This is a genomic window from Bacillus sp. SSR7 (genome assembly GCF_055902415.1).
In genome coordinates, this window is sequence record NZ_JBVVXV010000001.1 from 287178 (window position 1) to 313253 (window position 26076).

Sequence of the window (26076 nt, forward strand, 5' to 3'; positions counted from 1 at the left end):
CTCTTTCTCAGCTGCCAGAGCTCTCTGTACGTATCCTTTTCTTAACTACTCTTCTCTTCCATGCCATTTTAAATATTAGTTTTTTCATATGATAATTTATAACACTTTTATTGTCAAACTTTTCCGGAATAAAACAGTATAATTATCTAAAAAAATTCTTTATCGCTTCTAATTGAATTTTGTGGCTACACTCATCACAACAATATACCCCTTTTGGTTTCTCTTTAAATCGCTTATATTTTTCACTACCTTCATAAACACAAAATATATTTTTACAAGAAAAGCAAACAATTTCATAAAACATCATATGCATTTCCCTCTCCATAATTATACATTTTTTAATCACTCGAGAAAATTAGTTTTTCCATAGTACAAATCTTAATATTTTCTGATTAAAAGGTTTACCTCTATTCTTATCGAATTATATAAATATCTTATAAAGCGAGGTGAACATCTTGGTAAGTAATATAGAATTAGTTGTAGATGCGAAAGCAATTTTAGCCGAAGGACCATGTTGGGATGAAAAAAAGCAACTTTTATACTGGGTTGATATTGTGGAGAAACAATTATGCATATTTAGTCCTACCGCTAATACAAACCGAGTAATTGCTCTCAATCAACAAATTGGCTGTGTTGTTCCATATTTAGATGACATACTACTCCTAGCTATGGAAAATGGCTTTTATTCTATTAATATCAAAACAGAAAAACTGACACATATTTTTGACCCTGAACCACATTTATCTGATAATCGTTTTAATGATGGAAAATGCGATCCAGCAGGACGTTTTTGGGCAGGTACTACAGATACATACGGTATTAATGCTGCAGGTTCCTTGTATTGTTTAAATAATAATTTAAAGGTAGAGAAAAAATTTTCACATGTAAATACACCAAATGGAATTGCTTGGTCACCTGATCATACATGCCTTTACTTTATTGATACACCTACTAAAAAAATAGTTCGTTTTCATTATGATATAAGTACTGGAGAAATTTGCAATCCAAGCGATGTAATCCTTTTTTCTGAGAATGAAGGTTTACCTGATGGTATGACAATTGATGAAGAAGGTTGTTTATGGATTGCTCATTGGGGAGGTTCAAAGATTACTAGATGGAACCCTTCAACTGGAGAACAAATATTAAGTATCCCTATTCCAGCGCTAAATGTAACATCTTGTACATTTGGAGGTCCTAATTTAACCGACCTATATGTTACAACAGCCCGAACAAGAATGACGGATGACGAATTAAAGAAATATCCACATGCTGGTGGTATTTTCCGAATTCAAACGAATGTTAAAGGCTGCCTCACTTATTCATTTTGCAATAAAAATATTGGAGCAGAAACAATATGAACCGTATCGATTACATAAGAGAAGAAGAAAAGAAATATCACGACCTTTGCTATGAACAATACAAACTATTTGAAACTGGTTCTTGGCTGTACAAACCGGTTAAAACAGTTATGGATTTAATGGATTACTTTGAAGGACAAAAAAACTTGCAAGTACTTGATCTCGGCTCTGGCGTTGGAAGAAATAGTATTCCAATTGCCCAAAAGCTTCAAAACTCTAGTGGTACTGTTACATGTGTGGATTTACTTAATTCTGCTTTAACAAAATTACAAACTTATAGTAAAGAATATGGTGTAATTAATAATATTAAAACAGAACAAGCAGCAATTGAAAACTACTACATCCAACGTAATACTTATGATTATATCGTTGCAGTATCCAGTTTAGAGCATGTTCAATCAGAAGAAGATTTAAAAAACGTGCTCCATTCTATGAAAGAAGGTACAAAAAGCGGCGGTATTAATTGTTTAATTATTAATTCGAACATACAAGAAATTGACTTACATACAAATGAAGAATTAGATGCTTTAATTGAAATTAACCTTCCTACTGAAGATATAATACATTTATTAAAAAGTATTTATAAGGAATGGAAAGAAATTAAAGTTGAAATAAAAGAATTAGTCTATGATATTGTTCGCGATGAAAGGCATATTCAATTAAAAACAAATGCTATTACGTTTGTTGTTCAGAAATAATCGTATAATTAAGATGTGACTCATTCCTTCTAATTTATTTTTATTGAATGAGATTTTTACCTTTTAATATTTATTAAACAAAAATAAAAGAGCACTTGTTTCCGCAAGTGCTCTTTTGGGGATTTTGAGATACCCTATTAACGAAAGTTAAGGTTACTTAAAGTTAAAAGGTATTTCTATTATATGCTTGTCCTCTTTATTTGTGCATAATTAATATATAAACATATTTAATCATTCTTAATAACTTTTAGTTATAGTTCTTTCTTACATTTTATCGTTAAAAAGTTGATTGAAGGTTTATTTGCCATGTTCTTATTTGGTTCATCAATTTCCGAAACTTGTACTAATCCATATTGATTAAAATCTTTTTTTATAGATTTAGAATCATAAAAGAACATTTTTACGCCTTTCATTATCTCATAATAATCTTGATCCAACTGTTTTCCTTTTCCGTACATTGGAGCTTTTTTAGAAACAGTTGTAAAAACCATATATCCACCAGGTTTTAACTGATTATAACATTCTTTAATAAATGTCACTCTTTCCTTCTCACTTAACAAATGAAGAAGAGCATGACTAAATATCCCATCATAAGATTTATTATCAAAAGGCATTTCGTTTACCGAGCCGTGATATATACTAATATCTTCTAATCCGTTTTGTTTCGCTAAATCAATAGCTGTTTTTGAAATTTCAATCCCTGTTACATTTATATCATTATCGATAAACACCTTTGCATTTCTGCCATATCCAATACCTGGAACTAATATATCTTTAACGTTTTTTTCTAGGAAAAAATCCTTTGCCAAAATTGCAGATTCTGTAGGTTCAAAACCCCACATCGTTTGTTTCTCAATAAAACTTGATTCCCAAAATTCCATTATGTTTCTATCTCCTTGTTCTAATTCTATTTTTAGTATCACATTAAAAACTTATAAATTTTAGTGCTGCGGCTACCTATGCCAAATTAATTTTTTTACCACATTCACTATATGTTCATTGAATATAGCATAATAATAAGCCTATATCTAATTTTAAGATTGGCTTATTATTCCCCCTATATTAGTGTGTAAAAAAATAGAAAAACCAATACTTCCGTTGTAGTATTGGTTTTTCTTAAGATAAATTATCTTTTTATATTGTACTGATCTATTACTTTTTCTAACATTTCTAAAGTTATTGGTTGAGCTTTCTCTATTAATTGATAACCAATACGTCCATTCGGCTCAGCTGTAACTTGTTGTAAACTCTTTAAATCATGAATTCCTTTTTCTCTTAATTGCATATAAAGTTGTTGTTCCGACATTTTCGCCTTCATCAAATTCTCTTTTACAATCTCTCCATTTTCTACTATTATAATGCTGCTGCCATTTAGGAATTGTTCCATCTTCTTTGATTTCAATTCTAAAAAATGAATGATAAGAAGTATGCTTGCAAATATTACAGCTGCAAATATAGATGGGCCTACTTTCCTACTTAATACAGGCTCCACAATAATACGTCCAATGGATACTACTATAATGATTTCAGCTCTTGTCATTTGGCTAACAGATGTACTGCCTGTCATTTTTAATGCAATTATTCCAGTGAAAATTAAAATAATACTTTCAAAAATCATATTCATAATAGCCCAATCCTTTAATGGAGAATGTTACTAGCATTCCCATTTCATATAGCATTCTAAATGTATTTTAATTAAACTTTTTTGTAAAAATCAAACTTACATATACTGAAAAAGAACTTATTTTAATCAACCTTTTTCAATAAGGATTTGATGGTCCATCTTCCATTGTCAAAAAAAGAAAAAGCACCCGAATGGATGCATATAGATTAAACTTATTCATTATTACTTTCTTCACTTTCATCATCAACTGATTTGGAGTCTAACATGCTGCCTATATCAGGTGGTAAAGCTAACTCTATTCCAGCTACTGGTTGATTATCTTCATTAAACCATTGTTTCTTAAATTTAATCAATTCTTCATTTTTCTTTTTTTCATCCATATTACCCCGCCTTTTATGTACATGATATGAAACATTTTACTTAATATGTACATTGAGAAAGATAATATGCTATTTGTACATATTCGAAAAGCAAAACCTCTTCTTTGTTTACACAACTCGTTGTATCTGGTCATTTATCGATCTGTTTTGTGTTCGACATAATTATGAACGTATTCCCCACTCTTTTTGTAAAGACGTTATAAGTGATATTGTAATCGATTTAGATAACGACTATATTTATTTACCTAATTGATAAGCCTATCCTTGTCCTTTGCCTTTGTTTATTGTACATTTTTGCCCAGCATTTAATAAAACAATTAACCATACATTACGATTACTATTCTGATAACATTTTAAGAAAAGTTGTTGCCGCCCAAATGAAATACGCAAGTTGCGTCATGATATACATCGTAATTTCAAAACCTGTAAGCTTTCTTTCCCTTTTGATTTTCTTTAAATATCTATAAAAACAAAATGAACATAGAAGTAATAAAACAATAGACATTTGATATAGATTTTCCACTAAAAGAACTGCCATTTATTTCATCACCTTTCCAATAAAAAAGTATATAGTTCAAGCATATCATGTTAATGGAAGTAATTACCTTAATTTTCAAATTAAATAATCTTCCTAAGTAAAAGAAGTCACTTTTTTTTAATGTTTCAATACAATATTATGTAATTAACTACGCTCTATATAATATTAGATTACTTTTTCTTTTAATGTACATGCTTAGGAGGAAGTTTTACATGCAATTGATTCATAACATAAAAAAAGCGTTCCATAACTTATGTGACTACGATACGGCAAATCTAATATCCGCTATTCAATCATTAAATATTACACTTCATAAAATATCTCCTTTTATTACTTCACCACTTAACCTTGAATACGGAAGAAATGTTATCTATAAGTCTGAATTTGTGGAGATTTTAGTATTAAATTTCCCTAGCAAAGCAAAGACTCTTATTCATGATCACGGAATATCTATAGGATGTATATTAATAGTCAATGGTACGCTACAAAATATTACGTACGAAAAAAATAGAGAACGGATTGAAGAGTTTACAGAGGGAAATATTTTCACCGTAAAAAAAGATACTGTGCATAAAATGTATAATGCTACAGATTCAACAGCAATAACATTCCATGTATATTCACCACCATTAAAAGATGTACAAATATATGAGTAGTCTTTAAAAGGAGGAAATATGCAAAATTTAAAGGATCACTATATAAAGAGCTTACAAGATGGTCGAAATGTTTGGCTCTATGGAAAAAAAGTAGATGTAACTACAGACAACAATTTTGCGGGGACACTATGTACCATTTCTAATTTATTTTCGTTATTTGATGATCCCAAACAGAGAGATTCTATTGGATATGTGAGCCCAAAAACGAAAGACTTTGTTCATAAATCATTTTTAGTTCCGAATTCCTATAATGAATTATTAATGAGAAGAACTGCATTTGAAACATGGAGTTATGCTACAGACGGTGTAATGAGTAGACTATCTGATTACGCAAGATCGAGACTTACTGGCTGGTACGTATCAAGAGATTTTTATAAAAAGTGCGATGCACAGTTTCCAGATAAAATAGCAGCTTATTACGAAAAAGCTAGGGATAATCACTTGTTTTTAAGTGTAGTCCAACGTGATCCACAAATAAATCGCTCAACAGAATCAATGTTGAATGCAAATGACTTAGGGTTGCTAAGAGTTACAAAGGAAACTTCTGATGGAATTTATTTAAGTGGTGCGAAAATGATAGGAACTGCTTCCCCGTATTCAAATGATTTATTAATCTACCCATTAACAAAACTGACTGACGCTCAAAAAGATTTAGCTCACTTTCTTATCGTGGCAGCCAATTCTCCAGGATTACATATGGTTTGTAGAGAACCGTATGCGAATACAACTTCAAGCACAGTTGATTCCCCCATTAGCTCACAGTACGATGAAATGGATGCACTATTAATCTTTGATAATGTATTTGTCCCTTGGGAACGTGTTTTACTTTATAATAATCCAGAAGCAATATGGGCTATAAAATCAGATACAGCCTCTAGTAGTTTAGCTTATCATCAAGCTATAGTACGATTACTAATAAAGCTAGAATTTATAACTGCGATTGCTTTTGAAATTGCTGAGGCAATTGGAGCTCACACTTATTTGCATGTTCAAGAAAAACTCGGAGAATTAATTATGCAAATCGAAACAATTCGCGCACTTTTAATTGCTGCAGAAGTTGAAGGTACTACAAATGAAACAAAAACTTATTTACCAAACTTTAAATATATCGAGACTGCAAGGAATCTTGGTTCTAAATACTATCCCCGTGCAATAGAAATTTTACAATTAATTGGAGCAGGTGGCTTCATTCAACTTCCTTCAAGCTCGATTGATTTCCAGAGTCCAATAGCTGATTTATTAAAAAAGCACTTTAAAGGAACAAATATAGATGCCGAACAACGCACAAAATTATTTAAGTTAGCCTGGGATATTATTGGAAGCCCATTAGGATCAAGACACGAATTATACGAAAGATTTTACGCGGGAGATCCCATACGAAATACAGCTACACAATATGTAAATTATGATAAAAATCACTTTAAAAAGATGCTAAGTAAATATTTATGATGAAAAAGAGCACCCTTTGCTAAGAGTGCTCTTAAAAAATATATAAGCGTCTCACAACAAACCTCCTTATTCAAATTATTCTTTTCTAAACTGAAAATTCAACTGTCTTGATTGCTTGATTTCCTCAATTACTTTACGAATACCTTCTTCAATCTTATCTTCTTTTACATTCGAAACATTTAACTTTAACAGTTTTTCTTTAGGAAAATTCCTCATATAATTCTTATCAATAGTATCGATACTTATTTGAATGTTCCCTAATTTTTGTATAAGTGTTTCTGCAACTATGTTTTTCTGTATTTCTAAACAAGTGTGTATTCCAAATGTGTTCTGTCTATTATATGTAAATAAAGATGGATTTTCATTTTGTATTTTTTCTAATGTTTCTGCTAGTTTTGTTGATCTATTGTAGTAGGAAAAATTAATTTTACTTTTATGACGGTCAAACATACCGCTCTTTATATAAATTTCTAAAGCAGCTTGAGATATCATTGGACTATCAATATCTAATATCTTTTTGTATGTATAGAAATCATTTGCAATAGACGGTGGGATAACTGCTACACCAACTCGTAAACCAGGAAAAATAATCTTCGAATAACTTTTTAAATATATAACATGATTACCATGATCCAAGCTATATAACGGATCGGCTTGTGAAGCTGTTTCTAAATCTGCTAAATAATCATCTTCTACTATAAATACATTGTATTTCTTAGCCAATAGTACGATTTTTTCTTTCTCATCTTTAGAATAAGAAGTTCCAAGTGGATGATGGTACCTTGGTATTGTATAAAAGAATTTTATTTTACCAGTTCGAAAAATACGCTCCAATTCATTTAAATCAATACCTTCATTCGTACGTTTAATACCGATTACAGGAACTTTATTTATTTCTAGATATTCTATATATAAATGATACGTTGGCTGTTCAACTAATATTGTTTCATTTTCATTTGGAAATGGTATTGAAGTTAATATTGCAAGTGCTTGCTGCACACCTGAGGTTATAAAAATATTGTCTTCTTTCGTGAACACTTGATAATTTGCCAACTGTTTTTGAATGACTGGAATTAAAGATGGTAATCCTTTCGGTGTTCCGTATACGAACAAATCATTTTTATAAGTATCAATTGCCTTATTAATACAATGCTGAAAATCTAAATACGGGAAAACATCTGGATCAGGTGCTGAAGAAGCGAAATCAATGATTTCTTTATTTTCTATAGTACTCCCAGATTTCTTAACAACGTAGTATCCACTTTGAGGGACAGAATATATAATATGACGCTTTTCTAATTCATGAAGCGCACGTATAACTGTCGCCTTATTACATTCATATTGCGCAACAAGTGACCGTATTGATGGTAATTTCTGTCCTTCTTTTATCTCTCCATGTTGAATCATTTTTTCTATATCATTTAAAATATGTAAATACTTATACATATTACACCTCCTTCAGTAATTATATAGATTTTTAATTTACATAACATTCATTCCTCAATTAGTTAATTTTCCGATCATCTATATCGTAAATCCAAATAGCATATGAATCATTTTCAATCCATTTCTTTACTACCTCTGTTTTAAGTACACCTTCAACTTCTTTTTCTATTTTCTGTCCAAGTTCTCTCGCCCCTACTTCATCATCGCTAATCTTAGTTTTTATATCTATGGTAACAGGTTGATTCTTTTTATAATTTATTTGCTGAATACCAACCCCTTCATATCCATTCTTTCTGAATACGTCATCAAATATCTGTCCAAAAACTAACTGCCATCTTTGTTCTGTATCTACAATCTCCTTGTTTCTTTGAGATATATTTACTTTATAGGACATAATGCCTTGAATTTGCAATCTTTTATTAATTTCTTTTTTTATTTCGTTAGCATTTTCACTATCAGCAATCTCTAAATCTACTATTCTTGCTTTTCCATCCCATATAGCAGCACTAAAAAAAGATTCCTCCTTTACCGCAGCTGTAGCAATATCTATCACTATAGAATCTTCACTTTTGGATTCTTCCATTTCAGGCTCACAAGCACACAATAAAGCAATTGAAAATAAAAATACAATCAACTTCTTTCCTCTTTTCATTGTACTTCCCTCCGTAAATTTTCATTTACGATAAACTTTTACTTTCACATATAAATACCTTCTATAATTTTAAGATTTAACATTATTTCACATTTCCTCCTCTTAAAAAGGAAATTACAATTAATAAGTAGAATATTTTCATGAATAAATAAAAAGTGAGGGATATATAATGCAACGTGTAAATATGATTGATATTAGTAATGTACTACAATTAGAAGAAACTCTTTCGTCTTTATTAAATAAAATGATTTCTTCAAAACTAGACCTAGAAAACTGGTTAAGAGAGCAGTCAAAAGTAATTTGGGAAATCGAAGAACAATTAAGATCACATTATATCGCCTTTCAATGTAATACGGATGATGAAAAAACAAAGGATACTTTTGAACATGATCAACAATTTGTAAAGCCACTTTTAAAGCGGTACCAAAATTTATTGGATAATAAATATTTAGAGTCACCTTTTCGAATGGAATTAGATTCTAACGTATATGGTTTATTAGATACAAAAATAAAAAATGCTCAAAAGTTATTTTGTGAGGAAAATATCGAATTAGAAATAAAGGAAGACAAATTAGTCACAGAGTATTTTGAAATCACTGGAGGATTAAGTGGAATTTGGGACGGAGAAGAAAAAACGATAACAGAATTACAATCCTATTTACAAGATTCGAATCGTGTCATCCGTAAAAAGGCAAAAACCATTATTTCTGAACAATTTTTATCTGTTGAAAAAGAACTCCAAAACATATTAAATCAATTAATTGAAATTCGCCACCAAAAAGCAAAAAATATTCAACTAGAGAATTATCGTGATTATATGTTCAAGAAATACGAACGTTTTGATTATTCAGCAAAAGATTGCTATGAACTAGCTGAATCCATACGTAAGTATGTTGTACCTCTTAAAGATAAAATATTACTAGAGAAAAAAGAGAAACTACAAGTGGATACGCTTCGCCCGTGGGATGTATCAGCTGTAACTCCAGATCAAAAAGTACTTAAACCAATTGCAGATGAAAATGATTTAATTGAAAAGAGCACTCATATCTTTAATAAACTAGATGTTGAATTTTCAACACTATTAAACCGATTGAATAAACACGATTGTCTTGATTTAACAAGCCGCAAAGGAAAAGCAGCTGGAGGCTTTTGTGAGTACTTACCAGCTTCACAATTATCATTTATTTTTATGAACTTAAATTATACACAGGATGATATTATCACTTTTATACATGAAATGGGGCATAGTATTCATAACGAACTTATAAAATCATTAAAATTACGACAGTATATAGAAATTCCCGCTGAAACAGCTGAACTAGCCAGTATGACAATGGAATTATTCTCGCTTAATTATTGGGATACCTTCTATACAGACAAAAAAGATTTAAAACAAGCAAAAATTAACTTCTTTAAAGATGTTATTTCATATTTACCTGTTATGCTTATTGTGGATCAATTTCAACACTGGCTGTATGAAAATCCAACTCATACTTCTGAAGAAAGAAATGAAAAATACTTACAACTTCAAAAACATTATCAGTCTAACGTCATACATATTGATGGCTACGAAAACTGGATAGCAACGAGTTGGTTACCTGTACTCCATATTTTTGAAGTACCATTTTATTATATTGAATATGCAATCGCCCAACTTGGTGCATTACAAATGTATAAACAATATAAAGAGGATCCTAAGCAAGCACTAGAAAATTATAAAAAGGCATTATCACTAGGAAGCTCGCAATCTATAAAAGAAGTGTATGATGCAGCTGGAATTCGTTTTGATTTTTCTGGTGAAACAATTAAAGAACTGATGCGATTTGTGGAAAAAGAGTTAGAAGTACTTGAACAAATATAAGAAGAAAGCTGCACCTATATTTTAGGTGTAGCTTTCTTCTTTATTTTATTAATCAGCTCTATGTACTGAGTATCTCCATATCCGATTGTTGGAAAAAGATGAAACAACTTTATTAATAATTCACGAGTTGATAAATCTTTATTTTTAGAGATAAATTTCAATACAGCATTATCTTCTTTTAGCATTTCTAAAAATAAATCTATAGCCTGATACATGACAGGCGGTACCTTATGGGAGGGCTTTTTATGGTTTACTAATACTTCATTGTATATAGAAGAATAATTCCCCATTTCAAGTTCAATTTGATTTACTTTAAATTCATCCTCTCTAAAGTTATTTAAGTATACTTTCCCTTCATAAGCAGACTGTTCAAGGTGAGAAAGTATGGTAAGTAGGTTCATTTGGCAAAACATATCTTCACCAAACCATAAAACAATACATTTATACTTTTTCATAAAAAGTTTTTCTAACGGATCTATAACCTTTTTTGTATAACTTTCTACTGAACTGTTGTGTCCTTCTGCTCTTATTTTAATAAAATCTTCATTAAAAACTTGTTTAGTAACTGGGTTCACACACATCGCCTCATTAAATGGCGCATAGTCAGAATCACCCATTAGCTTTTCGTTTTTAAATTCTTCATACATAAGTTGACCATTTAATATGTTAAGTACCTCTTTATCAAATAGCTCACTCTTCCTATTTTGCAACTGTTCAACCTCTATTTTTCTAGAAATATTCATATGAAACGCCCCTTCATTATTTAAATTGAGTTTAACAAATGATTGAATAGGCATTTTGCTAAGTTGGTATTCTCTTGGATTCATTCCAAAAACATTTTTGAAAGCTCTACTATAAGCCTCTTGGGAAGAGTAATCGTAATCCAATGCGATCTCAATTATTTTCCTACCATTCTTTAAATCTTCCGTAGATAAATACAACCTTCTAAGAAGAATATAACGTCTAATATTGAAACCCGTTACTTGATGAAATTTAAAAGAGCAATAATAAGGAGAATATCCCATGTAACGAGATAATTCATCTAATGAAAATCTCTTTTTTAAATTGCTCTCAATCCAATCAATCATCTGCTGTATATGTTCATTCATTTCCTTCACTCCTTATTTAAAAGTATAAGAGAAGTGTGTTTCATTCTTTTGATATTTCTTGTGTTTTATAACATGAGACATTCTGTAAAATCTATATATGAGTATTAGTTTTATATTTTTTACCTATCTTATTTTGACATACATTCTATTCATTTTTCAATTTAGTGTTCATTCGTATGCTGGCAAGACCTAACTAATCATTAAAGGTCAATTTACATCATATTTCATTTTAAAGGATTTCAAAAATGAAACTAGAATTTTGTAAAATAAGATCCTTTTAATTCTCTAATTAAAAAATAAAAGTTTAGAAAGGACGTTACAATGAACAAACTAGAAAAAGAAATACTTCAATTCATAAATGAACTATATCCATTGAATTTTATTAACATTACACCAATAACAAATGAAATGTATAAATGTCTCACTGAACAAGGTACATACTTCATTAGAATTACAAACTATAAAACGTATGAAGAACAATTAGAAGAAGTTACATATACGAATTTTTTATACCAAAACGGTTTAGCTGTTCCACCAATCATCCCTTCATTGCAAGGGAATTTTGTAGAAAAGTTAACATTAGATAAAGAGATTTTTGCCGTATTATATAAAGCTGCGCCTGGTATACATTTACCAAAGTACGAATGGGATTCTAATATATTTAAAAAGCTTGGTAAACAAATTGGAAAATTACATTGTATATCTAAAAGCTTTGAAAAGATTAAACCAGTAAAACATATAAACGATTGGTATGAAAATGAAGAATATAATTTTCTTAAATATATCCCTAAAGTGGAAAATACAATAAGAGAAATTGCATCTGACGTTTTAACTTCCATAAAAGAGCTCCAAAAATCTCCTTCAAATTACGGCTTAATTCACGGAGATTTATGGTTAGAAAACATTTTAGTCGAAAATAATTCAAACTTAACAATGATAGATTTTCAAGACTGCGAAAAACATTTTTATATATTCGATTTAGCCGTTCCTATTTATAGTGCGATAGAATACTCATTTGTTGGAAATGGGAATATCGTTGACTACGAGCATTCTATTACAAAAGCACTATTTGAAGGATATCAAGAAGAAAATGAACTCCCAAAAGAGATGATAGACAAGTTTCCATTGTTTATAAAATTAAAGGAGATTTTTGAATATAGTTTAATGCATATGTATTGGAATAAAGAGGAATTAACTGAGGAACAAATACGGATAATGAATCTTTATAGGTTAAAACTTGAAAATAATTATTCCTTAATAAATATGTAAAGCGAATGTTGTTTAACTACGTAACTATAGTTGAACAACATCCGCTAAAAACTCGATTGATTAGGAATGTTTTACATATCATCTTTTATTAGTTGTGATTCTTTTACGTGCTGTTTCTTAATTAATATTGCTTTATACAAAAACGTAATACCTAGTACAGCGAAAATGATACTTACAGGAATACGAGCAATATGAGGAAGGTAGCGCGGAAGAAAGAAAAGACGGACTCTTTCTTCCACATCAAACATTTCAAAGACAATCGGCACTATACTTTGATGAACTAAGAAAAAGATTCCCATAAACACAAGAAGAACAACAACAGCAAGTTTGTTCTTCGGTAATTCACTTGCTTTATTGTAAAATTTCTTTTTGTGATTATCACTGTTAATTTTCAGCCCACTTTTCATTTCAAATAGCAACTCAGGGCCATTCCTTTCAAGTTTTGTGTAAGCGATGCGCCCAAATAGCCATGCTAAAAACACCCCCGTACAAATTCCAGTCGGTACACCTAACCATTGTATGAATTGTATATGTAATGATGTTCCTAACCATACAACTAGTAAAGCGGGTATCGTAGTTACTAGCACCATCAGCAGCATGAGCCACGTGGTTATAAACATTTTACTCGCATTCATATCGTCACCAGATATTATCGTTCCTCTTCCACGACGATGTGGATCAGTAATTGGAATTAAATTAACTACAGAAAATAAGACAATAAGGCCGACTGCCCCACCAAGTAAAGCTGGGACTACTGCAAAGACCCATGGGTAAACGAAAGTAAGTCCGCTAGTAAAAGTGAAAATTATTGTAGTTAAAATTGCTACAGGACCAATAGCTATCAACCAAGCTAATTGACGACCACGCACGTCAATCCTTTCTGCCCCAGGTGTCAGCAATGTTAACCATAATGCACTTCCATCGAAGCCATATAAATTACAAGTGAACATACTTGTAAATACAATCATAATTACCCCTGCCCAGGGTATTAAGTATGGTATATCAGCAGTTGTAACTATAATTCCATAAAATACGCCTATCCATATGCCCATCCGTAAGAATCGACCTCGTTGTGGATCATTCCCCCAACTTTTTAGCTCCTTTGTTATGATTGCTCCTATTTTAGTTTCATAAAAGATTTTAAAAACTTTTTTATAATGCTTATTAGTAATCTTCCCTTGAACTTCTTTAGAATTTCTTACTGTACTTCTAGTCAATAATGTAGTCCATATAAATAAAAGAAACCAACAAAATATTGTTATCGCACTTAAGAATACAAAAACTAATAACCAATTAGATTGAATTGCATATTCTACAGCAAGTATTGTCCAACTAGATGGAAGCATGTAAAATATCGCGGTATCATGAAATATTATTCTATTGATTACTGGAAGTGCATACCAACCCACATTTAAAAATGCAATGATGAGACCAATAAACATCGCTCCTATTTCCATACCTGCTCTTGATCTCATCGCTTCCCCCATAAGACTAATTATAACTTTCGATAACAACACCACAAAAATTAACTGTAAAATAATTGCTGGAACTGCAACTATAGTTGCATATAAGCTAATTCTGGCTGCGTAAATTAATAATCCTATAAAAGCAATAAAACTAACGATTGGTCCTAATCCTATAAAAGATACAACGAGAAGCGTTCTAGCTAATTTATAAGGATTAAGTGGAAGCAATACAAAATATTCTGTACGCAATATTCCATCTCCCCCACTAAGTATCGGACCTAACATCCATCCTACTGTCCAAATTGTGAACGTTACATATAGAATGTTTTTTGATATGGCTTGTTCCGTAGGATAAAAGGAAAAAAGAATAATGGTTCCAATTGCTAGCAATAAACCTATTAATCCTGTCATAATAAATAGAACTTTCCTGCCACCATTCATTGAATGTTTAAGTATTGATAACTTCATTTGCATTAGAACACTAACCAAGACAATTCCCCTCCTTTAACGGCGGGTTTTCCTACTAATCGAATGAAAATATCCTCTAGTTTTTCTTCACCACAAATATCCTCCATCTTTCCAGACGAAACCACTCCCCCTTTCGAAATAATCGCAACGTGATCACAAAGTTGTTCAACTAACGCCATGACATGACTTGAAAATACTACAGTACCACCCGAACTAACAAATTTCTGTAAAATCTTTTTAATAGTAACTGCAGAAATGGGATCTACCGCCTCAAACGGTTCATCAAGAACGAGTAACTTTGGCGCATGAAGAAGTGCAAGTGCAAGGCCGATTTTCTTACGCATACCAGTAGAATAATTAATAACGAGAGTTCCCTCAGTATTATTTAACTCTAATATTGTAAGTAGTTCTTCTGTCCGCTTAGCAACTTCCTTGGCATTCATCCCTCTTAACAATCCCATATATGTTAATAATTCGCGACCAGTAAGTCTTTCCGGTAAAGCTAATCCATCTGGTAATACTCCAATCAGCGTTTTAGCTTGTTTTGGATTACTCCAAACATCAATCCCAAAAACTTTAGCGTTCCCTCCATCCGGCCGTAACAAACCAACAGCCATCGATAAAGATGTAGTTTTTCCTGCTCCATTAGGCCCAACAACTCCGTAAAAAGATCCTCTTGGCACAATTAAATTAATATGATTAACTGCAATAAATTCTCCGAAACGCTTATATAGTTTCGAAAGCTGTAGTGCTGGAGCAACTTGCTCAAATTCAGTATGCATTGAAATTGGTTCACCAGTTTTCATAAAATGGACTCCTTCTTTACAAATGTAATAACCGATTACAAATCTCAATAACCTTACTCATCCATTTGCATTGTTAGAACGGATATAATAAAAAATAAATTTAGGAAGAGCTTTTCTTTAATTACAATACTGCGCTACCAAATCATTTAAATATTCAATGTTTGTAGCAGTTACATTTTCAGATATTCTAGCCGCAATAATAATAGGTGCCCATTGAAAAATCTCATCTCTCGATAATCCAGTATTTCTGCAATAAATATGCAAATACTTTTCAGCTAATTCTACCGAAGATTGTGAGTACAACAAGTATGTCCGAAACAAATCTGCGCGAATGTCACCTGAACTAGCATCTACCCAGTCTATAATTTTCACATTATTATTACTCATAATTAAGTTAAACGGATGGAAATCCCCATGACATAATCTAGGCTCAAATTTGATTGAATGTAACTTATTCAATATATTTTCTTTTTGTTTTTCATCTAATTTATGTACAGATTTAATTTGACGCTCTAACTTTTCTCTCATTGATTCTATTTCATCTGACTTTACACAAATAGAATGAATCTTTTTTTGTTCATTCACACAAATATTTATGTAATAGTCTGCCTCTTTTAGATTATTAAGCAGGAGCTCACCTATACTGTCTCCTTTTACGTATTCCATAATAATTGCCTGTCTATTTTGTATCTTTGTCACTTCAAATACGTTTGGAACTGGTAGCCCACATGAATAAGCATATTTTTGTTTTTTTGCTTCATTCATAGACTCTGTATCTGGAAGATATTCTTTAAATAATTTTACAACTTTAGTCTCATAGAGGTAAATTTCCGCAGTATTCCCTTTTGCTATCGGATTTCCTAAATTCAATTTATTTCTCTCCTTACAGTAAATTAAGCTAACATCTTATACTACTCTATAAATTCAGTGTAATTAAGCTGAAACCCTTCTCCATGAAAATATAAAAAACTTACCACTTTCTATCCTTAAATAGAAAGCGGTAAGTTTAATTTACTAGGAATATCGGAAGGAAACTCTGGTGTATGCACAATCGAAAATGTATATCCCCGTTCAATAAATGATATTTCATTATTCTTACATTCAAATGGTATACTATTTTTCTTAAAGTTGATTTGGACCTGCTGTAAAAATGCGGGATCCGGTGTTCCGAAAGAAACATGTACTTTCGGTGGTAAAGCTTTCATCGCAATCGGAATCCAAGGTCGCTGCCACCATGTTGCAACAATATATGCAGTGCCTCCAACTACAAAGTTAAAAATGTCCCCATCTTCCATCGTTTTCATATTTAGATTTGATTTCAGCCATTCCCTAAAAACAGGAACACTTTTAACAGGAAGACCAATTTCCCTTACGTATAAAATGTTTAAAGGTGACTGTGGTACTAATACCTCCTCTTTAACATAACTATGTGCGATAATTTCAAGAAGGTTTCCATCTCCGTCTTTAAAGTATAAATTGAATCGGCCATCCTCTTCATCAATTGTATGACCATCTTTCCATTTCGCAATAAGTAATCCAGACTCTTTTAGCCATCTTGCAGTTTCATGAAATTTTGAATATGGGATTTCAAAGGCGAAGTGCGCAGGTGCAATTGGCTCATACACTTCTTGAAAACTAATTGTTGTATACGGTGTTACTTCAAATTGAATGTAGGATGCTGTTTCTTTTTTTATTGGAAAAGATAATACTTCCCTATAAACTTGTTTTACCCCTTCTATAGAAACTGTTTGTAGTTTTATATCTGATATATGTGTAATCACACTACATTCCCCCTCGTTCTTATTATCTATTCGTATTGTATTACATTTATAAATAGATAGAATCAAACGGAAGGATGGATTTTTCAAATGAAAACTACAACTTTAGTATGAATATTTAAGTTTATCCTGCATTGTTTCCATACAAAAAAAGCTGCCTTTTCTTAAACGAAGAGCAGCTTTTACAATAAAACATATTATGATTTTACAGCAATAATCATAAACCTTTTTGAATTCGTACGAATCCCTTTTTCAGAACTATTAACATCAATGAAACTTTGTAAAATAGTAAAATCTTCTGCCTCTTCTCCAAAATTAGGAATAATAGGCGTATGTTTTAATAAGAAAATAAGATCTTCAGGCGTACTGTAATAATCAGTCACATCATATTCACGTACTTGCACGAGTTCAAATCCTGCACTAATAAGTTCACTCATATACTTTTCTTTTAATGTGCCATCTCTTTCACCTAAGCATTGTCCTCGTCCAAATGCTTCCTTAAGATTTAATTTATCATGTTCGCAAACTTGTTGCGTTAAGAAAAAAGCACCTTGTTTCATTACTTTTGCTAATTCAGATGCTATAAACGGAGCATGACAACTAGAAGCAATATTAAAATACTCATGCGGAAAAGTTAATGCTTCAGAATCCATTTGAAAAAACTCAACGTTTTGTACACCTGATATTTTCAAGTTGGAATGTGCCTTTTCAATCATGCCATTAGAATTATCTATTCCAATTAATAATTTGGCTGAAGATGCTATGTTAAGTACATTTTCTCCTCCACCTGTACCAACATCAAGTAGAGTGTCTGATAGTTTACATCTTTCTTTCACTTCTCCATAAAAGTCCCACGTATCTCCTACAGTTTCACATTTTATTTTACTAAAATCCCATCCATTTAATCTTCCTACTTTATCATAAAAGCTTTTGTACTCTAATTCGTTCACCTTATACTTCCCCCTTTATTGATGCTTACATATTCTATAGATTCTTAATGAAAATGAGTCATCAATTATTTATTCTAAATATGCAAGCCAAGCCTTATAAAACGCTAGAACAGGTGATATCTTTTACTTTTTTCTTTATGTAGAGCTTTTTTGCATATTTTGTTTTCTTCTGTTTGTTCATAAAACATCACTCCTTCCAAATAACCGCCTTTAATTACATTCAATAACTACCAAAATATTTTTACTTACTATTATACTTAATAATAATAGTAATCGTTAAATTTATTTATTAAAATATAATAAAATAAAGATTACAAGAAAACCCTATTCTATACCACACTTAATTTACATAATAATTTTATGCTTTATTTCTAACTGTATATTCTAAATTTCCTCTCCCCCAACTACACTTACTATGGAACATAATACTAACTGTTTTTCCATGTTCAGATAAACTATATTTTATGTAAAATAGATTACTACAGACAATGTATTGTTTCCTGATGGACAATACACATACCACTAAATTATTAGCAACAAAAACCCCTTATTAAGGTATCTTTCGTTGCTAATTTACAAACTGCTGAAGTAATACAGGATCCTCTTTTAAAAGTTCTGATAAAAACATAAGTTGTGGAAAAGGTTGTAAAATTAACTCATTATCCATTTTTTCTTTCAATATAGAAACTCCGCCTTGATTTATATAATCATTTATGTTATTTTCCCCGTACAAATTAATTCAATATCATTCAATGAAAGTAACAGTAGTCCATTCGTTTCAGAAGATGGTTTAGGTAGCATCTTTGAATAGGCAACATACATGATAGATAAACTCTCATCTGGACTATCAATAATTAATATTGGATTGACTTCATTTTCTACTTTTACTTTCTTAGATTGTGCATTCCAACTCTCTTTATAATATGTAGTTGGTGAATTTAATATAGTAATATCGATAGAAGCTTCTTCTTCCACCTCTCTTTTAGCAGTTTCTACTGCTGTTTCATCCGCTTCTATATGTCCTCCAAGTCTTACTACACCTAATGTATCCCTTTTACTCGTTGGTCCAACTTGAAAATCAAATAAATTCTTATACATTACATATGCACCAGATGTTCGTACATTCTTATCTATATGTATCAATATTCCCCCTCCAAAATTAACCATCTCACAATCCAGTTTACTATAATTTTATTATGTTTTTAAATAATCTTCAATCCAAAGCCTTTATTTTTATTTCCTCCTTAAAATACATGCAAAAAGTAGGATTCACCAAAAAATTACAGAATTATAAATATAACAAGTATTGGACGGATGATTTTCAAATTCCTCTATCATAAAGGTGGTATAAACAGTGTGAAACCTATACAAGAACGTAGCCTTACCGTAAAGACAACTTTTTCTAAAGAATATAAGATTTTTATTTTTGGTTTACTTATTTCACGAATTGGGGACTCATTGTATACTTTTGCGTTACCTTGGATTGCCTATCAATTAACCGGTTCAGCTGTCATTATGAGTTCTTTATTTGCTATTAACGTATTGCCAATCGTTTTATTTGGTCCTTTAGTTGGTGTAATAATTGATCGTTATGATCGAAAAAAGTTACTTTTGGTAGCGGATATTACCAATATTATTTTAGTAAGTCTTGTTCCAATACTACATTCATTACATCTATTAGAAATTTGGTATTTATACATAATTACTTTTATCTTAGCAGTTATGTCCATGCTTTTTGATGTAACAACTGTTACAGTCATTCCGCAAATTGCTGGAGCATCCTTAACGAAGGCCAATTCTTTCTATCAAATGGTCAATCAATTGGCTAGTTTATTTGGTCCAATGATAGCTGGGGTCTTCATTTCTTTTATTGGCGGCTTTCATTTGCTTTGGATTAATGTTCTTTCATTTATTGCAACATTAGTTGCTGTGATGTTATTACCGTCTATGAAAACCACAAATAAAAAATGTGAAGATAAAAATACACTTCAAAATATACTATCTGATTTGGTTAATGGATTTAAATGGCTCAAAAATGACCGCTTAAATTTAGCTTTATCTTTTCAAGCTATGATAGGAAACTTTGGAGCAAGTGCAGTTTTAGGTATATTCATGTATTATTTATTATCCACATTACAACTTACCCCAGAACAAAGTGGGGTTAATTATTCATTAATTGGAATAGGTGGTCTTTTAGGAAGCTTGTTTGCAGTTCCTTTAGAAAAGAGGTTGCAGCGCGGTATACTAATTCCTTTACTCCTATTTGTTGGAGCAATTGGCTTAACTTTTGCGCTTTGGAGCACATATTGGCTCGCTCCCGGAATTGCTTTCGGTATTGCAATGACTTGCAATATTGCATGGAATACCATTGTAGCCTCAGTCCGTCAGGAAACAGTTCCATCAAATATGCAAGGAAGAGTTTTAGGATTTTCACGTGTACTTACACGATTAGCTATGCCACTCGGGGCATTAGTAGGAGGCATTCTTTCAGCTTATAATCCAGTGTATGTATTTGCTTTAGCTGCTTTCACGAAGCTACTTGAAGTTTTTATTGCACTATATAGTCCGATACGAAAACTATAATAGAAGGAAAGATAATTATATATGATTGGTTAATTGTAATTACGGATAAGTTGATAAAGAAAAAAGGCATATCATAATGCCTTTTTCTTTATCATCATTTTACTGGATAACAAACTTCTGTAACCCACTTATTAGGATCCGATTCCATCGCTGGGCTCACATGATAAATATTAAACATTGGGCCTGCTAATTCGTAACCTTCTGTCTCAATCCATTTTGCCGCAGCTTCATTTACAGCTGTCATTTGTTCATAACTTCCATTAACCGTTATGGAAGCTACATTGGTTGATTTTACATTTTTAAATGTAACGTCTTTTGTATTTTTTTGATTCCCTAAAATACTTAGCTGTATTTCTACATCTACATCATTTTCTTTGTATTCACGATCATGGAAAACTGCAATACTATAACTCGGATGGGCAATACTAATATTTTTCATTTGTATTTCTTGCATTAATACACCCCATAAATCCTCTTCGCGATTATAAGATGGAATAATCTTTCTAACACTAGCTACATTTCTTTCTGGAATTTCCTTTATTGAAACATGATAGTTCATCTCAACTACATCCTCTCTCATCGATTTCATTGAATCTTCGAGGAGACGTAATTGTTTTTGGAGGTTAGTCATGTCTTCTTTAATTTGAGCACTACGATTTAAAAATTGCTCCTTAATACCATCTATATTATCGCATTCTATTATTTCTTTAATGGTAGCGATATTAAATCCCATATCTTTTAACGTTTGAATTTGATTTACTTTCTTTAATTGGGCTGCTGAATAGTATCGGTAACCACTCTGCTCATCAACTTTTATTGGTTGTAATAATTCCACTTTATCGTAGTGTCTCAACATCCGAATACTAATTGAAGATAGTTTTGAAAAGTCTCCTATTTTAAACATGATTTCCTCCTATAAGTTACATCTACTTCGAAGCTCAACTTCATCTTAAACAATGACATTGTGTGAGAGTCAACTGTTTATAACACTTAAATTATATTTCTTTCATTCTTTCCCTTTATACTTACTTCCTTCTTAAGGCTATAAGAATTGATATTAGTCCGTTCACAGCTAATAAAGTTACAATAATACTTGTAAATAAAGCTACGTCTGGCGCAAATATTTTAATCGTACGCCATGGTGAACTTGTACTATAAGTAAGTAGTGGGATGAAAACAATAGATATTAGTAGGGATAGACTCCCTATGAATAACCAAATTACCTTTTTTCCAGTTTTTATATGTTTATACTTTTTAATTAACATAATTGATATTATGAAAAGTATGAGAGTAACTATCAACAAAATAATTTGTGTTAATGGTATGTTTTTAGGTATATCAACCGATTCTTCTCCATTCAAAATACTAATAATCCCCTTTTTCAATACTGATAGTGCGGTTTCTTCTAATACATGATTTTTATTTGTTAAAATCACACCACTCCAGCCACTTTTATTTAAAATAAATATTTCTGCACGAGCATCAGGCGTTGATCCTGAATGCCAAATCATCGTTTCACTTTCATTTATATTTGTTGTTCTTAATCCAAAACCATAACTTTTTTCTGAATTTATCTTATAGAGTGGTGATAGATAAAGATCCATGTTTTCTTTCTTTAATAATTGAGGATCCTCTGGACGATTCAAAAACATAATATATTGAATCATATCTTCTAAATTTGCAGTAATATAGCCATACGGTGCCCCGGTATTATCATAGGACACTACACTTTTTCTTGGAATGCCAAACCAAGACTGATAACCTGTTAAATAACCTTTTTCATATGCAGTTTCTTTACTTGCTGCCGCGCCATTCATATTTAATGGCTGAAAAATATACTTTTGCATATATGATGAATATGTTTCATTTGCGACTTCTTCAATAAGTGCGCCTAAAACAATATAATTTGCATTACTATATTGATATTTTTCACCTGGTGGAGCAGTTACTTTTACATTTGAAAGCTTCATTACATCTTCTTTTAATGCTGTAGAACTTTTGGATTGCTTATCTGATAATAATAAGCCCTCATATGTGCTTATTCCACTTGTATGAGTTAGTAGATGTTGGATTGTTATAGTTGAGGATATTTGAGAATCTTTTAGTTTAAACCAGGGGAGGTATCGTTGAACGGGATCTTCTAATTTTATTTTTTTATCTTCTATTAATTTCACGATAGCTAAAGCTGTTAAAGATTTACTTATTGAGCCGATTGCAAATGGAGTTTTACTAGTTACCTTTTTTTCAGATTCTCCAGTAATCCCCCACGTTTTAGTGAAGAATATATCTTTATTATGTACAATTGCAACAGAAGCTCCCGGAATGCTCTGCTCCTTTATAAATTTTTCAATATACTTATCTAATGTAACTTTAACTTTTTGCTGAGCGTAAACTTTTGAAGGTGTGATACATAATATTAATACATTACAAAGAAGACAAATTAGAGACATTTTATAGATCGTATTCTTCATTATACTTTAGATGCTTTCTTTTTTTATAACTTACTAAGCTAATAAATACCAATACAGAGAGCGTCAAACTAGTCATTATTAATAATGCGTTCCACCATTGATTCTCAGATATGCGATATAAAAGATTATACTGAAATGCATTTTTACTATTAGTTGGATTAAATGATTCAGTTAAAAATATTGAAAATATAGTTTGCGAGACGAGGTAAGTAATAATTGCGATGAATATGTCACGTAAGATAAGTGTGTTAGATTTTCCTTTTTCATTTTGAAGTTGTTTCATTTTAACTTGCAAATCAATTTCATTTATTTCTATAAAATCTTGAACAAATAATTGAGGTGTACCTAAATCATCTATACTATCTTCACCATGTTCACGACATTCTTGAATGTGTTCTAATATTTGTCTCTTAATATTTTCCCTCTCTTCTAAACTAATATCGTATTGCTTTAATTCCTTTAGTACGTCTGTTAAAAATTGCTTTTCTTTACTTATCAATCCATTCCTCATTTCAGAAGTTCTCCTTTCAAACCGGTTTTTAATAGTGTTTGAATGTCTGCTTGCAATTCTAACCACTCATTAATTTTCTTTTCAAGACGTATTTTCCCATTTTCATTAATCTCATAATAAATTCTAACTTTACCACTGTCTGTTATTTCTTGATAAGTATTAACCCACTCTTGATTTTTCAACTTAGTTAAAATGGGGTAAATACTTCCTACTCCTTTCAATTTTAAATTGTTTACTTCAAGTTCTTTCATAATCTCATAACCATAACTTTTCTTTTTTGACAAAATAGATAATACACACATTTCTAAATGACCTTTAATTAAGCTTGTTCTATCCATAGGATAAATTTAACAGAAATATATACTTCATTCAAGTATATATTTCTGTTAAATGCAAAAAAACAGACAATAAAACGAAAAGATTAACAAACAACAATACCACTTATCAACTGTTTTTAATCTTAATAATCACTTTTATAATATAATAATTACACAATGAATATAACCTTTAAGGTAATTATCCTCTTACTTCAATAACCTTATCTTTATATATTTCAAACCATTGTTGCCATTCATCTTTAGAAAATTCTTTTTCTTCTCCTTCTAGAACGGCAGAAAAAAGATCTAAACAAATATGCCAACCTGCTATATCTTTCGGTGTATGATCAGTTAATTCATGAATGTATTCTTTAAAAAGTAAAAGAGAACCATTTTCCTCTTTATGTATTTCAAATCGGACACGATCTTTACCCCAAGTAAATTCAAGTACTGAGTTTAATTGACATTCTAAAATATCAATATTTATGAATGAACCATCCATCATATCAAACTTTATGACTCCACCTGTTTTAAGGCTTTCAACCTGTAAATTAGACATCCATTTTTTCAGCTTACTGGTTTCTGTTAAAGCAGACCAAACTTCCTCTATTGTATATGGAAATTCGCGTTCAAATTTTACAATATATCCATTAGTTAGTTTTCCAATTTCAGCTATCATATTGATTGCCCCTTTTATAGAATGTATGTTCTTATTTCATTTTACACGAATATAAATATAAAATAAATCTTTATGTCAATGAAGTATTAATTTAAAGTTAATGGTGATGAGAAAAACTTAAATATTTTCTAAATCGAGTTATATAATCGTGAGAATTAATTATCATGTATGTACGTTTCTCTATTAAATATAGACTTACGCACAAATAAAAAGAGCCGCATTTGCGACTCATGAAATTATAAAATTAACTCCTGCTTTTGTTGAATGATTTACCTCTTAATCGCATCAACAATTAAAGACGGAAAACCAAGTTTATCGCCTTTATTTCTAGAATCATATCTTTTCGAGCGGAAAATCACACCGTCGTTTGCATCCCATTCATTGTAATAAAACTGACCATTTTCATCACAATATTCAAGTAAAACCACCTCAAATCCAGCAGTTTCAAACATTTTCGTTAATGTTTTATAATTATGAACAATTTTATGACTTGCTGCAGGATGATCTTTCGGGCCAGGTCCGCCTATTTGAACTATATTTTGGTACGCTTCATCTCGGAAAAATGCATCAGGAACACCGCACCGAATGTGCCCTGCTGGCTTTAAAAATTCATAACAAATTTCAGCTGCTTTTACACCTTCTTCAAAAGTAAGATGTTCCCATATATGCTCTGCTAAAATAGCTGAAATAGAGTTGTATTCAAATCTTTCTTCCCACGTAGCTTTATCTAGTAGGTTAAGTTCATCTTCTTGCGTTTGAATCCAGCCTGGATTATTATTAAACTCTCCAGCTCCGACTACTACTTTAATTTCGTCTTGTTTTATTGCCAACACTTTCACCTCATAAACATATTAATTTATTAATATGTTCTATGTTTAGTATTATCTTTCCTTCTTCAACCAATTTAATAGCATGAGTACAGTACAATACCGAACTCATGCCTGAAATTCGTCTAACAAAACGATTTTCTAACTTTATAGAATCAGTTCATGAAATACAACTATTTT

General features: G+C 31.0%; 26 protein-coding genes, 2 pseudogenes and 1 other annotated feature (1 of these 29 cut by a window edge). Of the genes and pseudogenes, 7 read left to right on the forward strand and 21 right to left on the reverse strand.

The features are described from left to right. Positions 1–70 (reverse strand) — a binding site (T-box leader) (it extends 188 nt beyond the left edge of the window). Between the two features lie 72 nt (positions 71–142). Then, positions 143–313, reverse strand: coding sequence for a DUF2197 domain-containing protein (locus AC0NJG_RS01585; protein ID WP_113742667.1), 171 nt, complete (start codon positions 311–313; stop codon positions 143–145). Between the two features lie 142 nt (positions 314–455). Here AC0NJG_RS01585 and AC0NJG_RS01590 point away from each other — a divergent pair, with 142 nt between their 5' ends. After that, positions 456–1358: an SMP-30/gluconolactonase/LRE family protein gene (locus tag AC0NJG_RS01590; protein WP_474062784.1), complete on the forward strand. Its 903-nt coding sequence runs from the start codon at positions 456–458 to the stop codon at positions 1356–1358. Continuing rightward, positions 1355–2056, forward strand: a complete 702-nt coding sequence (locus AC0NJG_RS01595; RefSeq protein WP_474062785.1) for a class I SAM-dependent methyltransferase — start codon at positions 1355–1357, stop codon at positions 2054–2056. The genes AC0NJG_RS01590 and AC0NJG_RS01595 overlap by 4 nt, the downstream gene beginning before the upstream one ends. 251 nt (positions 2057–2307) lie before the next feature. Here the strand turns inward: AC0NJG_RS01595 and AC0NJG_RS01600 are convergent, their stop codons facing one another. The 4 genes from AC0NJG_RS01600 to AC0NJG_RS01615 form a co-directional block, all read right to left on the reverse strand. Further along, entirely contained in the window at positions 2308–2937 is a 630-nt protein-coding gene (locus AC0NJG_RS01600; protein WP_474062786.1) for a class I SAM-dependent methyltransferase, read from the reverse strand. Positions 2938–3182: 245 nt separating this feature from the next. Continuing rightward, the gene (locus AC0NJG_RS01605) at positions 3183–3680 is read right to left on the reverse strand and encodes a DUF421 domain-containing protein (protein ID WP_087996989.1); all 498 of its coding nucleotides are present in this window, start codon (positions 3678–3680) and stop codon (positions 3183–3185) included. A gap of 212 nt (positions 3681–3892) precedes the next feature. Next, entirely contained in the window at positions 3893–4060 is a 168-nt protein-coding gene (locus AC0NJG_RS01610; protein ID WP_029438441.1) for a hypothetical protein, read from the reverse strand. Between the two features lie 337 nt (positions 4061–4397). Further along, on the reverse strand, positions 4398–4598 hold the full coding sequence (locus AC0NJG_RS01615) for a hypothetical protein (protein ID WP_048554549.1): 201 nt from the start codon (positions 4596–4598) through the stop codon (positions 4398–4400). 212 nt (positions 4599–4810) lie between these two features. Here AC0NJG_RS01615 and AC0NJG_RS01620 point away from each other — a divergent pair, with 212 nt between their 5' ends. Together AC0NJG_RS01620 and AC0NJG_RS01625 are read left to right on the forward strand one after the other, a co-directional pair. After that, a complete protein-coding gene (locus AC0NJG_RS01620) occupies positions 4811–5254 on the forward strand; it encodes a cysteine dioxygenase (RefSeq protein WP_087996987.1) in 444 nt (147 codons plus the stop codon). Between the two features lie 18 nt (positions 5255–5272). Continuing rightward, on the forward strand, positions 5273–6703 hold the full coding sequence (locus AC0NJG_RS01625; RefSeq protein ID WP_087953682.1) for a 4-hydroxyphenylacetate 3-hydroxylase family protein: 1431 nt from the start codon (positions 5273–5275) through the stop codon (positions 6701–6703). 75 nt (positions 6704–6778) lie between these two features. On the opposite strand, the gene AC0NJG_RS01630 is transcribed toward AC0NJG_RS01625, so the two are convergent. Continuing rightward, positions 6779–8149: an aminotransferase-like domain-containing protein gene (locus AC0NJG_RS01630; protein WP_087996983.1), complete on the reverse strand. Its 1371-nt coding sequence runs from the start codon at positions 8147–8149 to the stop codon at positions 6779–6781. A 58-nt stretch (positions 8150–8207) separates the two neighbouring features. After that, a complete protein-coding gene (locus tag AC0NJG_RS01635) occupies positions 8208–8801 on the reverse strand; it encodes a DUF4030 domain-containing protein (protein WP_474062787.1) in 594 nt (197 codons plus the stop codon). Between the two features lie 169 nt (positions 8802–8970). On the opposite strand from AC0NJG_RS01635, the gene AC0NJG_RS01640 reads away from it, so the two are divergent. Further along, the gene (locus tag AC0NJG_RS01640) at positions 8971–10662 is read left to right on the forward strand and encodes a M3 family oligoendopeptidase (RefSeq protein ID WP_173601646.1); all 1692 of its coding nucleotides are present in this window, start codon (positions 8971–8973) and stop codon (positions 10660–10662) included. A 14-nt stretch (positions 10663–10676) separates the two neighbouring features. On the opposite strand, the gene AC0NJG_RS01645 is transcribed toward AC0NJG_RS01640, so the two are convergent. After that, positions 10677–11771, reverse strand: a complete 1095-nt coding sequence (locus AC0NJG_RS01645; protein ID WP_087996979.1) for a helix-turn-helix domain-containing protein — start codon at positions 11769–11771, stop codon at positions 10677–10679. A gap of 321 nt (positions 11772–12092) precedes the next feature. Here AC0NJG_RS01645 and AC0NJG_RS01650 point away from each other — a divergent pair, with 321 nt between their 5' ends. Next, entirely contained in the window at positions 12093–13040 is a 948-nt protein-coding gene (locus AC0NJG_RS01650; protein WP_087996978.1) for a phosphotransferase enzyme family protein, read from the forward strand. A gap of 71 nt (positions 13041–13111) precedes the next feature. Here AC0NJG_RS01650 and AC0NJG_RS01655 read toward each other — a convergent pair whose 3' ends face one another. From AC0NJG_RS01655 to AC0NJG_RS01685, 7 genes and pseudogenes are all read right to left on the reverse strand, one after another. Then, entirely contained in the window at positions 13112–14995 is a 1884-nt protein-coding gene (locus AC0NJG_RS01655; RefSeq protein WP_087953687.1) for a hypothetical protein, read from the reverse strand. Then, positions 14980–15780 (reverse strand): ABC transporter ATP-binding protein, encoded by an 801-nt coding sequence (locus AC0NJG_RS01660; protein WP_087953688.1) that lies wholly within the window; start codon positions 15778–15780, stop codon positions 14980–14982. Before AC0NJG_RS01660 ends, AC0NJG_RS01655 begins: the two co-directional genes overlap by 16 nt. Before the next feature lie 117 nt (positions 15781–15897). Next, positions 15898–16650: a phosphotransferase family protein gene (locus tag AC0NJG_RS01665; protein WP_087996975.1), complete on the reverse strand. Its 753-nt coding sequence runs from the start codon at positions 16648–16650 to the stop codon at positions 15898–15900. Positions 16651–16766: 116 nt separating this feature from the next. Continuing rightward, complete coding sequence (locus AC0NJG_RS01670; RefSeq protein ID WP_474062788.1) at positions 16767–17561, reverse strand: VOC family protein; 795 nt, start codon at positions 17559–17561, stop codon at positions 16767–16769. A gap of 194 nt (positions 17562–17755) precedes the next feature. Continuing rightward, positions 17756–18508, reverse strand: a complete 753-nt coding sequence (locus AC0NJG_RS01675) for a class I SAM-dependent methyltransferase (protein ID WP_087953689.1) — start codon at positions 18506–18508, stop codon at positions 17756–17758. 358 nt (positions 18509–18866) lie between these two features. Further along, positions 18867–18974: pseudogene (locus tag AC0NJG_RS01680) on the reverse strand (winged helix-turn-helix transcriptional regulator); the annotation flags it as partial. Positions 18975–19076: 102 nt separating this feature from the next. Continuing rightward, positions 19077–19651 (reverse strand): annotated as a pseudogene (locus AC0NJG_RS01685) (NUDIX domain-containing protein). 213 nt (positions 19652–19864) lie between these two features. Here AC0NJG_RS01685 and AC0NJG_RS01690 point away from each other — a divergent pair. Continuing rightward, positions 19865–21091 carry an MFS transporter gene (locus AC0NJG_RS01690; protein WP_173601650.1) on the forward strand — a complete coding sequence of 409 codons (1227 nt, stop codon included), beginning with the start codon at positions 19865–19867 and terminating at the stop codon, positions 21089–21091. A 94-nt stretch (positions 21092–21185) separates the two neighbouring features. On the opposite strand, the gene AC0NJG_RS01695 is transcribed toward AC0NJG_RS01690, so the two are convergent. The 6 genes from AC0NJG_RS01695 to AC0NJG_RS01720 form a co-directional block, all read right to left on the reverse strand. Continuing rightward, positions 21186–21995: a MerR family transcriptional regulator gene (locus AC0NJG_RS01695; protein ID WP_087953692.1), complete on the reverse strand. Its 810-nt coding sequence runs from the start codon at positions 21993–21995 to the stop codon at positions 21186–21188. A 121-nt stretch (positions 21996–22116) separates the two neighbouring features. Further along, a complete protein-coding gene (locus AC0NJG_RS01700; protein ID WP_474062789.1) occupies positions 22117–23562 on the reverse strand; it encodes a serine hydrolase domain-containing protein in 1446 nt (481 codons plus the stop codon). Further along, positions 23543–24073, reverse strand: a complete 531-nt coding sequence (locus AC0NJG_RS01705) for a DUF1129 domain-containing protein (protein ID WP_087953694.1) — start codon at positions 24071–24073, stop codon at positions 23543–23545. The genes AC0NJG_RS01700 and AC0NJG_RS01705 overlap by 20 nt, the downstream gene beginning before the upstream one ends. Further along, positions 24070–24411 carry a PadR family transcriptional regulator gene (locus AC0NJG_RS01710; RefSeq protein WP_087953695.1) on the reverse strand — a complete coding sequence of 114 codons (342 nt, stop codon included), beginning with the start codon at positions 24409–24411 and terminating at the stop codon, positions 24070–24072. The genes AC0NJG_RS01705 and AC0NJG_RS01710 overlap by 4 nt, the downstream gene beginning before the upstream one ends. Before the next feature lie 178 nt (positions 24412–24589). Next, positions 24590–25069: an SRPBCC family protein gene (locus AC0NJG_RS01715; protein ID WP_474062790.1), complete on the reverse strand. Its 480-nt coding sequence runs from the start codon at positions 25067–25069 to the stop codon at positions 24590–24592. Between the two features lie 269 nt (positions 25070–25338). Further along, on the reverse strand, positions 25339–25899 hold the full coding sequence (locus tag AC0NJG_RS01720; protein WP_048554525.1) for a class I SAM-dependent methyltransferase: 561 nt from the start codon (positions 25897–25899) through the stop codon (positions 25339–25341). Between the last annotated feature and the right edge of the window lie 177 nt (positions 25900–26076).

Coding starts and splice junctions, on each gene's coding strand:
- AC0NJG_RS01585 (WP_113742667.1), bottom strand. CDS start 313: ATGCATATGATGTTTTATGAAATTGTTTGCTTTTCTTGTAAAAATATA.
- AC0NJG_RS01595 (WP_474062785.1), top strand. CDS start 1,355: ATGAACCGTATCGATTACATAAGAGAAGAAGAAAAGAAATATCACGAC.
- AC0NJG_RS01600 (WP_474062786.1), bottom strand. CDS start 2,937: ATGGAATTTTGGGAATCAAGTTTTATTGAGAAACAAACGATGTGGGGT.
- AC0NJG_RS01605 (WP_087996989.1), bottom strand. CDS start 3,680: ATGAATATGATTTTTGAAAGTATTATTTTAATTTTCACTGGAATAATT.
- AC0NJG_RS01610 (WP_029438441.1), bottom strand. CDS start 4,060: ATGGATGAAAAAAAGAAAAATGAAGAATTGATTAAATTTAAGAAACAA.
- AC0NJG_RS01615 (WP_048554549.1), bottom strand. CDS start 4,598: ATGGCAGTTCTTTTAGTGGAAAATCTATATCAAATGTCTATTGTTTTA.
- AC0NJG_RS01620 (WP_087996987.1), top strand. CDS start 4,811: ATGCAATTGATTCATAACATAAAAAAAGCGTTCCATAACTTATGTGAC.
- AC0NJG_RS01625 (WP_087953682.1), top strand. CDS start 5,273: ATGCAAAATTTAAAGGATCACTATATAAAGAGCTTACAAGATGGTCGA.
- AC0NJG_RS01630 (WP_087996983.1), bottom strand. CDS start 8,149: ATGTATAAGTATTTACATATTTTAAATGATATAGAAAAAATGATTCAA.
- AC0NJG_RS01635 (WP_474062787.1), bottom strand. CDS start 8,801: ATGAAAAGAGGAAAGAAGTTGATTGTATTTTTATTTTCAATTGCTTTA.
- AC0NJG_RS01640 (WP_173601646.1), top strand. CDS start 8,971: ATGCAACGTGTAAATATGATTGATATTAGTAATGTACTACAATTAGAA.
- AC0NJG_RS01645 (WP_087996979.1), bottom strand. CDS start 11,771: ATGAATGAACATATACAGCAGATGATTGATTGGATTGAGAGCAATTTA.
- AC0NJG_RS01650 (WP_087996978.1), top strand. CDS start 12,093: ATGAACAAACTAGAAAAAGAAATACTTCAATTCATAAATGAACTATAT.
- AC0NJG_RS01660 (WP_087953688.1), bottom strand. CDS start 15,780: ATGAAAACTGGTGAACCAATTTCAATGCATACTGAATTTGAGCAAGTT.
- AC0NJG_RS01695 (WP_087953692.1), bottom strand. CDS start 21,995: ATGTTTAAAATAGGAGACTTTTCAAAACTATCTTCAATTAGTATTCGG.
- AC0NJG_RS01700 (WP_474062789.1), bottom strand. CDS start 23,562: ATGAAGAATACGATCTATAAAATGTCTCTAATTTGTCTTCTTTGTAAT.
- AC0NJG_RS01705 (WP_087953694.1), bottom strand. CDS start 24,073: ATGAGGAATGGATTGATAAGTAAAGAAAAGCAATTTTTAACAGACGTA.
- AC0NJG_RS01710 (WP_087953695.1), bottom strand. CDS start 24,411: ATGGATAGAACAAGCTTAATTAAAGGTCATTTAGAAATGTGTGTATTA.
- AC0NJG_RS01715 (WP_474062790.1), bottom strand. CDS start 25,069: ATGATAGCTGAAATTGGAAAACTAACTAATGGATATATTGTAAAATTT.